The following is an 8772-nucleotide window of genomic DNA, read 5'->3' on the forward strand; positions in this document are numbered from 1 at the left end:
CGCCGCCCGCCCCGGAGGCACCGCCGCCCGCCCCTCACCCCGTCCTATACGGTCATGGCTGCCGTACACACCTGGGGAGCCCCGCACCATGACCACAGCAGCCCGTCGCGCCGACCACCGCGTCAGTCCGGTCTTCCTGGCGCTCGTCGCCGTGATGGCGGTGTCGGGCTGGGCCGTGTGGCGCGGGGACATCGCCGCGAACCCCGGCTTCGCGGTGTTCCTCTTCGTGGTGTCCGGCTGGGTGGTCTCCCTGTGCCTGCACGAGTACGCGCATGCCCGTACGGCCCTGCACGGCGGGGACATCACGGTGGGCGCCAAGGGCTATCTGACGCTGAACCCGCTGAAGTACACCCATGCCCTGCTGAGCATCGTGCTGCCCGTGCTGTTCGTGATCATGGGGGGTATCGGTCTGCCGGGCGGCGCGGTGTTCATCGAGCGGGGCCGTATCCCGGGCCGCTGGCGGCACAGTCTGGTCTCGGCCGCCGGGCCGCTGACCAATGTCCTGTTCGCCGCCGTCGTCTCGGCGCCGTTCTGGCTGGGGCTGATGGACGACGTGACCGGCCCGTTCCGCTACGCCCTGGCGTTCCTCGCGCTGCTCCAGGTGACGGCGGCGATCCTGAATCTGCTGCCGGTCCCGGGCCTGGACGGGTACGGGATCGTCGAGCCCTGGCTGTCGTACCGGCTGCGCCGCCAGGTGGAGCCGTTCGCACCGTTCGGGCTGCTGGCGGTCTTCGGGCTGCTGTGGGTGCCGGAGATCAACCAGGTGTTCTTCGGGCTGGTCCACTCGGTGCTGGAGGTGCTCGGCGTCCCGGGCCTGGACACGTTCCTGGGCCACGAGTACTTCCGCTTCTGGGAGGGCGAGCCGCAGCTGCCCCCGGTCGGCGGCATCGGCGTGGCCTGATCCCGTACGGGCCGCGGTCTCATCCGGCGGGACCGGGCCGCACCGGGCGTCCGGTCCGGGGCGGGCCGAGGGCGGTGGTGCGCAGGTCGGTGCGGGGTGCGGCGGGGTCGGGGGCCGGGGCCCCGGCGCGGTAGCGCCACCGGTCGTGGTCGGTGGGTTCGAAGCGCTGCCAGCAGCCCGTGCAGGTCCAGGTCCAGAACTGCGCGCCGTGCACGGTGCGGGTGGTGTCCTTCCACAGCGGCCGCCGGCGGCACCGCGGGTTGGGGCACACGGGGGGCAGGGACATCGCGCTGGGGCCTTTCCTCGACGGGCTGGTGGCCCTCACCCTGCGCGAGTCGCGGCCGTGCCGGGGCGCGGCGCGGCATCCGCCATCCCAACGAGTGATCCGCGCCGCCGGGCCGTGTCCCGGGGCCCGGCGGCGTGCCGGTTCAGCCGGCGGCCGGGGCCTCCTGCCCGTCCGCGCGTTCCATCCGGGCGCGGCGGACGTAGAACCACGCCATGTTGCTGGAGATGCCCGCCATCAGGACCCAGACGATGCCGAGCAGGCTGCCCTGGACGAACGAGATGACGGCCGCGGCGACGGCGAGGGCGCACACCACGACGGCGAACAGCGCCAGTCGCGGGGCCGGACGGGAGGGGGCGGCTGAGGGCATGGGGGCGGCTCCTGTCGGGGACATCACGGTCCCTTCCAGTGTCCCCCATGCCCCTCGGCGCCCCGGAGGCGGCCGTCGTGTCACACGTCGGTGACGCGCAGCCCGGCGTGGGCCTTGTAGCGGCGGTTGACCGAGATCAGGTTGGCGACCAGCGATTCGACCTGGTGGGCGTTGCGGAGCCGGCCGGCGTAGACGCCGCGCATGCCCGGGACGCGGCCGGCGAGGGCCTGGACGAGGTCGGTGTCGGCGCGGCGCTCGCCCAGCACCATCACATCGGTGTCGATCTCCTCGACGGCGGGGTCCTGGAGGAGGACGGCGGAGAGGTGGTGGAAGGCGGCGGTGACGCGGGACTCCGGCAGCAGGGCGGCGGCCTGTTCGGCGGCGCTGCCCTCCTCGGGGGTGAGCGCGTAGGCGCCCTTCTTGTCGAAGCCGAGGGGGTTGACGCAGTCGACGACGAGCTTGCCGGCGAGGTCGTCGCGGAGGGCGGTGAGGGTCTTGGCGTGCCCGTCCCAGGGCACCGCGACGATCACGATGTCGCTGCGGCGGGCGCACTCGGCGTTGTCGGCGCCCTCGACACCGAGGCCGAGTTCGGCCGCCGCGGCCTGTGCGCGGTCCGCGGCGCGGGAGCCGATGATCACCTTCTGGCCGGCCTTCGCGAACCGGTGGGCGAGGCCCCGGCCCTGGTCCCCGGTGCCGCCGAGGACGCCGACGACCAGGCCGGAGACGTCGGGCAGGTCCCAGGGGTCGCGGCGGGGCGCGGCGGGGCGGGTTCCGTCGGGGGCGGGGGCAGCGTCAGCAGTAGTCATGACAGCGATACTGTCACGCCCGTCCCGCCGTGCCTCCCGGGGCCGTGTGCGGCCGTCAGGTCTTGACGCTGCCCTCGGTCAACCCCGCGCGCCAGTACCGCTGGAGCACCGTGATCAGCACCATCAGCGGCAGGACGGAGAGGAACGCGCCGCCCACCGTGTACTGGTACAGCTCGGGCTGCCGGTCGGCGAAGCCGGTCCAGGAGGTGAGGCCGACCTGGAGGGGATACAGGTCGGCGTCGGAGAGCATCACCAGCGGCAGGAGGTAGTTGGTCCAGACGTGGACGAACTGGAAGAGGAAGACGGTGACCAGCGCCGGGGTCATCAGCCGCAGGCCGAGGGTGGCGAAGATGCGGGCCTCGCCGGCGCCGTCGATCCGGGCGGCCTCCAGCAGCGGGTCGGGGACGGCCGCTGCCGCGTAGATCCGGCAGAGGTAGACGCCGAACGGGCTGACCATGCCGGGGAGCAGCACCGCCGCGTAGGTGTTGGCGAGGCCGAGGGAGCCGAAGAGGAAGTACAGCGGGAGGGCGAGGGCGGTGCCGGGGACGAGGACGCCGGCGAGGACGACGCGGAAGACCGTCTCGCGGCCGCGGAAGGCGTACTTGGCGAGGGCGTAGCCGGCCGCTGCGGACAGCGCGGTGGCGCCCAGGGCGCCGGCCCCGGCGTAGAGCAGGGAGTTGCCGAACCAGCGGGCGTAGACGCCGTGGTCGTAGGTGAGGACGGCGGTGAGGCGGTCGATCGGGTGGGGGTCGGCGAACCAGAGGCCGAAGGTGCCGAAGAGGTCGGCGGTGCTCTTGGTGGCGGAGACGGCGAGCCAGTAGACGGGCAGCAGGAAGTAGAGGGCCGCGGTGGTCAGCAGGGTGGCGGCCAGGATGCGGTAACGGACCGGGGGCCGGGTCATCGGCGTTCCTTCCCGCGCCCCTGGACCAGCCGCAGGAAGCCGAACGACAGCACGCAGGCCACCAGCGCCAGCAGGACCGCCTCGGCCGCCGCGAGATGCGGGTTGTCGCCGGTGAACGCCGCGTTGTAGGCGTGCAGATTGGGCGTGAAACCGGAGTCGATCGCGGGGGCGAGCGGGCGCAGCACCATGGGCTCCGCGAACAGCTGGAGGGTGCCGATGACGCTGAAGACGCAGGTCAGTACGAGCGCCGGGCGGATCAGCGGCAGTTGGACGTGGCGGACGACGTGCCAGGCGCCTGCCCCGTCGATCCGCGCGGCCTCGTACAGCTCGCCGGGGACGGACTTGAGCTGGGCGACGACGACCAGGGTGTTGTAGCCGGTGAACTGCCAGGTGACGATGTTGGCGATGGACCACAGCACGGTGGAGCGGGAGAGCAGGTCGAGGTCCCAGCCCGCGGACTGGGCGATCTTCACCAGCGGGCTGATGCCCGGGACGTACAGGAAGCCCCACAGGATCGACGCGATGACGCCGGGCACGCCGTACGGCAGGAAGAAGGCGCCGCGGAAGAAGGGGACACCGCGGGCGCTCGCGCTCTCCAGGAGGAGGGCGAGCGCGGTGGCCAGGACGATCATCAGCGGGACCTGGACGGCGCCGAAGAGCAGCACCCGGCCGAAGCCGGCGAGGAAGCCGTCGTCGCTCAGCGCCTCGGCGTAGTTGGCGAGCCCGGCGAAGACCGCGTGGACGCTGCCGGTGCCGAGCGGCCCGGTGCGTTCGGCGCGCTGCACGCTCTGGACGAGGGCGTAGCCGAGGGGCGCGAGGAAGCAGAGGGCGAAGAGGGCGAGGAAGGGCAGGAGGAAGCAGGTCGCGGCGCGGGCGTCGCGGGCCCTGACGGGTGAGGTGCGCGGGCGCCGGGGGGCCTCGGCGGGCGGTGGCGCGGGGGCCGGGCGGGGGCGCGGGCGGGCGTCGGCCGGTTCGGTGCGGCTCATCCGCTCTCCACCTTCAGCCCCCGGTCCCTGAGATCGGTGAGGGTGCGGCCCTGCACGGTGCGCAGCGCGTCGCGCAGGGGGGTGCCCTCGTCGAGGGCCCGCGCGAAGGCGTCGCCGAGCCGCTGGTAGAGGGCCTCGATGCCGGGGCCCCAGCGCCAGGAGGTGTCGACGCGGTCCTCCGCCTCGGCGAAGACCGCGCTGTAGGACTGGCCGCCGAAGAAGGCGCGGTGGGCGTCGAGGTCGGTGGTGGCGTAGCCGCGTACGGCGCCGGGGAAGCCGTAGCCCCCGGCGATCAGCAGGGCGAGGGAGGCGGGGGCGGAGTTGAGCCAGACGGCGAAGGCGAGGGCGTCGGCGGGGTAGCGGGCGCCGGTGAGGACGGCGGTGGTGGAGCCGCCCCAGTTGGCGTAGGACCGGCCGCCGGGCGTCCACTGGGGCAGCGGGGCGGCGCGCCATCGCCCCCTGGTGCCGGGGGCGTTGCCGGCGAGCAGGGCGTCGCCCCAGCTGGCGCCGGTCCAGGCGGTGACGGTGCCGGTCTGGAGGTCCTTGTACCAGGCGTTCTGGCGGTCGGGGACGGTGAGGACGAGGTCGCGGCGGACCAGGGACTCCCAGTAGTCGGCGACCTTGCGGGTGGGCTCGTCGTCGATGCGGACGGTCCAGGTGTCGCCGTGGGTGGCGTACCAGGTGGCGCCGGCCTGCCAGGCATAGCCGGCGAAGCGGTTGCCGTTGGCGGGGGCGAAGGTCTCGATCCAGGCGCCGTGGGCGCGGACGGTGCGGGCGGCGTCCTCGTACGCGTCCCAGGTGCGGGGTGTCTCGATGCCCCAGGCGTCGAAGAGGTCCTTGCGGTAGAAGAGGCCCATGGGGCCGGACGCCTGGGGGATGGCGTAGATCCCGTCGCCGAGGACGGTCTGCTGCCACTGCCAGCGGGAGAAGCGGTCGCGGTAGCGGGCGGCGCCGAGGGGCGCGAGGTCGACCAGCCCGTTGTCGAGGAGGAAGCCGGGGAGGAAGGGGTACTCGATCTGGGCGAGGTCGGGGGGTTCGCCGGCGCTCAGGGCTGCGCGCATCTTGGCGTACTGCTGGCCGTCGACGGCCGACACCTTCTCGACCCGGACCCGGACGTCGGGGTGCGCGCGGTTCCACAGGCCGACGGGCCCGTCGATGCCGGGCACCCAGGACCAGAACGTCAGGGTGATCCGCTCGCCCTTCCCGCGGACCCGGGGCGCGCGGGCGGCGGTGCCGCAGCCGGCGAGCGCGGCGGAGGCGGTCGCGGCCAGCACCGTTCTCCGCCGTACGGGGCGTGTCACCGTCGCTCCGGGGTGAGGCGGCGGAAGGTGATCGTCTCGTAGGCGCCGAAGTCACCGGTCTCGTGGAGCAGTCCGACGACGGGAGGGCCCGCGGCGGCGGGGTCGTCGAGGCGGACGAGGTCGGCGTAGCCGGCGGGGAGCCCGGAGACAGGGTGGCCCGCGTGCCAGGTGCGGCCCCCGTCGCGGCTGGTGTGCACGGTCATCAGGGCGCGGGCCGCGGGGTGGGAGGCGGCGGCGAAGAGGAGGGTGTCGTGGCCGTCGAGGTGCAGCAGGCTGCCCTGGACGGCGGGGCCCGGAAGGCCGGCCTGGGGGCGGAAGGGGGCGGTCAGGCGGGTGCCGCCGTCGGTGGAGCGGGCGTCGGCGCGGTGCCAGGCGGCGTCGGCGGCGTTGCGGGTGCTGAGGAGGACGGTGCCGTCGGGGAGTTCGGCGGCGGTGGTCTCGTTGGGCGCGACGGACGGGTGGGCGGCGGCGTCGGTGTAGCCGATCCGCCAGGTGGCGCCGTCGTCGTCGCTGAGCAGGGCGTGGCCGCCGTTCCAGCGGGCCTCGGTGCCCTGGTCGCCGGGGGTGGTGGGCGGGACGGAGTGGTTGGCGGGGACGAGCAGCCGGCCGGCGTGGGGGCCGTGGCGCAGCCGCAGGGCGTGGCCGGGGCCGGTGGCGTACCAGCGCCAGCCGGGGCGGGCGGCGGCGCTGGTGAGGTCGCGGGGCGGGCTCCAGGTGGCGCCGTGGTCGTCGCTGTGCTGGAGGTGGACGCGGCGGCCGTCGGCGGCACTCACCTCGCCGCGGCGGACGCGGTCCTCGGTGGCGTCGGCGGCGTTGTGCACCTGGAGCAGCAGCACCCGCCCGGAGGCGAGGACCACCGGGGCGGGATTGCCCGCGGTGCCGGTGCCGTTGCGGGCGACGACCTGGAGGGGTCCCCAGGTGCGGCCGCCGTCGGCGGAACGTTTGAGCACCAGGTCGATGTCGCCGGTGTCGGCGGCGGAGTGGCGGCGGCCCTCGGCGAAGGCGAGCAGCTGCCCGGAGGCGGCGCGGACGACGGCGGGGATACGGAAGCTCGCGTATCCCTCGTCACCGGCCCGGTACGGTACGGCGGTCTCGTCTGCCACGGGGCACCCCCAACGGCCGGAGGGAGGACGTCCCTCGTCGCGGTGGAACATAGGAAGGCCCCGCCCGGCCGTCAAGGCACCGCGGCGGACCCGGGGGCGTGTCGGGTGAGTCGGCCACGGGGGTGCCGCGTACGGGTGAAATGCCGGTGAACGCGACGCACGACGCCCGGTCAGCAGAGCGCGCATACCGCCGAGATGACGGGGAGTCACCAGTACGGGCCTCCCTCGGGGCCCACCGCGGGTCGCGCCACGGGACCGCCTCTCCCACCCCTGCCGCACCACCGGCCGGGCCGCCGCTCCGGGGCCGGGGACCCTTGACCGGCCGTCCGCGCCCATGTCTAGTGTGACGAGGCATGGGATGCCCCATGTCCCGCGTCGCTGCGCCGTCCCGGCCGACCGCCCTTCCCGGACGTACGCACCGCACGCGCTCCCCCACCCCGAGCGTCACGCACCCACCGCGTCGCGTCCGGCACCCGTTCCCCCGGGTGTCCCCCGCGCGTCCGCACCACCGCTGGAGCCCCCATGGCACTGCCCTCCCCCCTGCACGGCGTCGTCCCGCCCCTCTGCACCCCCCTCGACCCGCGGGGCGAGGTCGACACCGTCTCCCTCACCCGTCTGGTGCGCCATCTGCTCGACGGCGGGGTGCACGGCCTGTTCGCCCTGGGCTCGACGGGCGAGGCCGCGTACCTGACGGACACGCAGCGGGCCACCGCCCTGGAGACGGTGGTCAAGGCCGCCGACGGCCGCGTCCCGGTGCTCGCCGGGGTCCTCGACACCACCACCAACCGCGTCCTGGCGCACGCCGCGACGGCCGTCGCGCTGGGCGCCGACGCCCTGGTCGCCACCGCGCCGTTCTACACCCGTACCCATCCGCTGGAGATCGCCGCGCACTTCCGCCGGGTGCGGGCCGCGGCCGATCTGCCGCTGTTCGCCTACGACATCCCCCTCGCGGTGCGCACCAAGCTGCCCGCCCCCCTGGTGCGCGACCTGGCCGAGGAGGGCACCCTGGCGGGGCTGAAGGACAGCAGCGGCGACGAGGCCGCGCTGCGCCGGCTGCTGGTCGCGCTCGGCGGCAGCACCGGGCGGCGCACCGGCCCCGTCCCGCACTTCTCGGTGCTGACCGGTTCCGAACTGACCGTGGACGCCGCCCTGCTGGCGGGCGCCGACGGCGTCGTGCCGGGCCTGGGCAACGTCGACCCGGCGGGCTACGTCCGGCTCTACGAGGCCGCGCGGGCCGGTGACTGGGCGGCGGCCGCCGCCGAGCAGGACCGGCTGGCGGCGCTGTACGCGATGGTCGACGCCGCGCCGGAGGAGGAGATGGGCCGCAGCTCCTCGGCGCTCGGCGCGTTCAAGGCGGCGCTGCGGCTGCGCGGCGTGATCGCGCACGGCACCACCGCCTTCCCCCAGCTCCCGCTGGACGAGGAGGCCGTCGCCGGGATCGGCCGGCTGCTCACCACCGCGGGGCTGCCGCCCGCCCGCTGACCCGCGAGGACCCCGCCCACCGCGCTCCCCGGGGAGCGCCGGCCACCAGGAGTCACCGTGCCCCCTCCGCCGTCAGAGCCCCGGGTGTCCCTCCCCTGGTACCGGGAGGTGGGCCGTGCGCGGTGGGCGTCGTTCCTCGCCGCGTGGATCGGCTATGTCCTCGACGGCTTCGACTTCGTCCTGATCACCCTGGTACTGACCGAGATCGCCGACGAGTTCCACCTCGGCACGGTGCGGGCGGCCGGGCTGGTCTCCGGGGCGTTCGTCACCCGCTGGCTCGGCGGACTGCTGCTCGGCGCGCTCGGGGACCGCTTCGGGCGGAAACCGGCGATGGTCACCAGCATCCTGCTGTACTCCCTGGGCACCTTCGCCTGCGGCTTCGCCCAGGACTACACGGGTCTCTTCGCGGCCCGGCTGCTGATCGGCACGGGCATGGCCGGGGAGTACGGCGCCAGCGCGACGTACGTCCTGGAGAGCTGGCCGGCCCGGGTCCGGGGCCGGGCCGCGGGCTTCCTGGTCTCCGGCTTCTCCCTGGGGTCGGTACTGGCCGCCCAGTGCTATGCCTGGGTCGTCCCGGCGCTGGGCTGGCGCTGGATGTTCTACCTGGGTCTCGCGCCGGTGGCCGTCGCGCTGTGGGTG

General features: G+C 74.8%; 10 protein-coding genes. 3 read left to right on the forward strand and 7 right to left on the reverse strand.

What is annotated here, in order from left to right:
• The first annotated feature begins 88 nt into the window (after nt 1-88).
• On the forward strand, nt 89-901 hold the full coding sequence (locus AC51EU_RS23415; RefSeq protein ID WP_496269018.1) for a site-2 protease family protein: 813 nt from the start codon (nt 89-91) through the stop codon (nt 899-901).
• 19 nt (nt 902-920) lie between these two features.
• On the opposite strand, the gene AC51EU_RS23420 is transcribed toward AC51EU_RS23415, so the two are convergent.
• From AC51EU_RS23420 to AC51EU_RS23450, 7 genes are all read right to left on the reverse strand, one after another.
• Nucleotides 921-1187 (reverse strand): hypothetical protein, encoded by a 267-nt coding sequence (locus tag AC51EU_RS23420; RefSeq protein ID WP_496269019.1) that lies wholly within the window; start codon nt 1185-1187, stop codon nt 921-923.
• A 142-nt stretch (nt 1188-1329) separates the two neighbouring features.
• Nucleotides 1330-1554, reverse strand: a complete 225-nt coding sequence (locus tag AC51EU_RS23425; protein ID WP_496269020.1) for a hypothetical protein — start codon at nt 1552-1554, stop codon at nt 1330-1332.
• An 80-nt stretch (nt 1555-1634) separates the two neighbouring features.
• Nucleotides 1635-2360, reverse strand: coding sequence for an NADPH-dependent F420 reductase (gene npdG / locus AC51EU_RS23430; RefSeq protein WP_496269021.1), 726 nt, complete (start codon nt 2358-2360; stop codon nt 1635-1637).
• Nucleotides 2361-2415: 55 nt separating this feature from the next.
• On the reverse strand, nt 2416-3261 hold the full coding sequence (locus AC51EU_RS23435) for a carbohydrate ABC transporter permease (RefSeq protein WP_496269022.1): 846 nt from the start codon (nt 3259-3261) through the stop codon (nt 2416-2418).
• Nucleotides 3258-4247 carry a carbohydrate ABC transporter permease gene (locus tag AC51EU_RS23440; protein ID WP_496269023.1) on the reverse strand — a complete coding sequence of 330 codons (990 nt, stop codon included), beginning with the start codon at nt 4245-4247 and terminating at the stop codon, nt 3258-3260. Before AC51EU_RS23440 ends, AC51EU_RS23435 begins: the two co-directional genes overlap by 4 nt.
• Nucleotides 4244-5548, reverse strand: coding sequence for an ABC transporter substrate-binding protein (locus AC51EU_RS23445; protein WP_496269024.1), 1305 nt, complete (start codon nt 5546-5548; stop codon nt 4244-4246). The genes AC51EU_RS23440 and AC51EU_RS23445 overlap by 4 nt, the downstream gene beginning before the upstream one ends.
• A complete protein-coding gene (locus AC51EU_RS23450) occupies nt 5545-6651 on the reverse strand; it encodes a sialidase family protein (RefSeq protein ID WP_496269025.1) in 1107 nt (368 codons plus the stop codon). Before AC51EU_RS23450 ends, AC51EU_RS23445 begins: the two co-directional genes overlap by 4 nt.
• A gap of 522 nt (nt 6652-7173) precedes the next feature.
• Between AC51EU_RS23450 and AC51EU_RS23455 the strand changes: the two genes are divergently transcribed.
• Nucleotides 7174-8133 (forward strand): dihydrodipicolinate synthase family protein, encoded by a 960-nt coding sequence (locus tag AC51EU_RS23455; RefSeq protein ID WP_496269026.1) that lies wholly within the window; start codon nt 7174-7176, stop codon nt 8131-8133.
• Nucleotides 8134-8217: 84 nt separating this feature from the next.
• Nucleotides 8218-8772: MFS transporter (locus AC51EU_RS23460; RefSeq protein WP_496269027.1), on the forward strand; the 555-nt coding region annotated here is incomplete at its 3' end.

The sequence above is a fragment of the Candidatus Streptomyces philanthi genome (assembly GCF_059553635.1).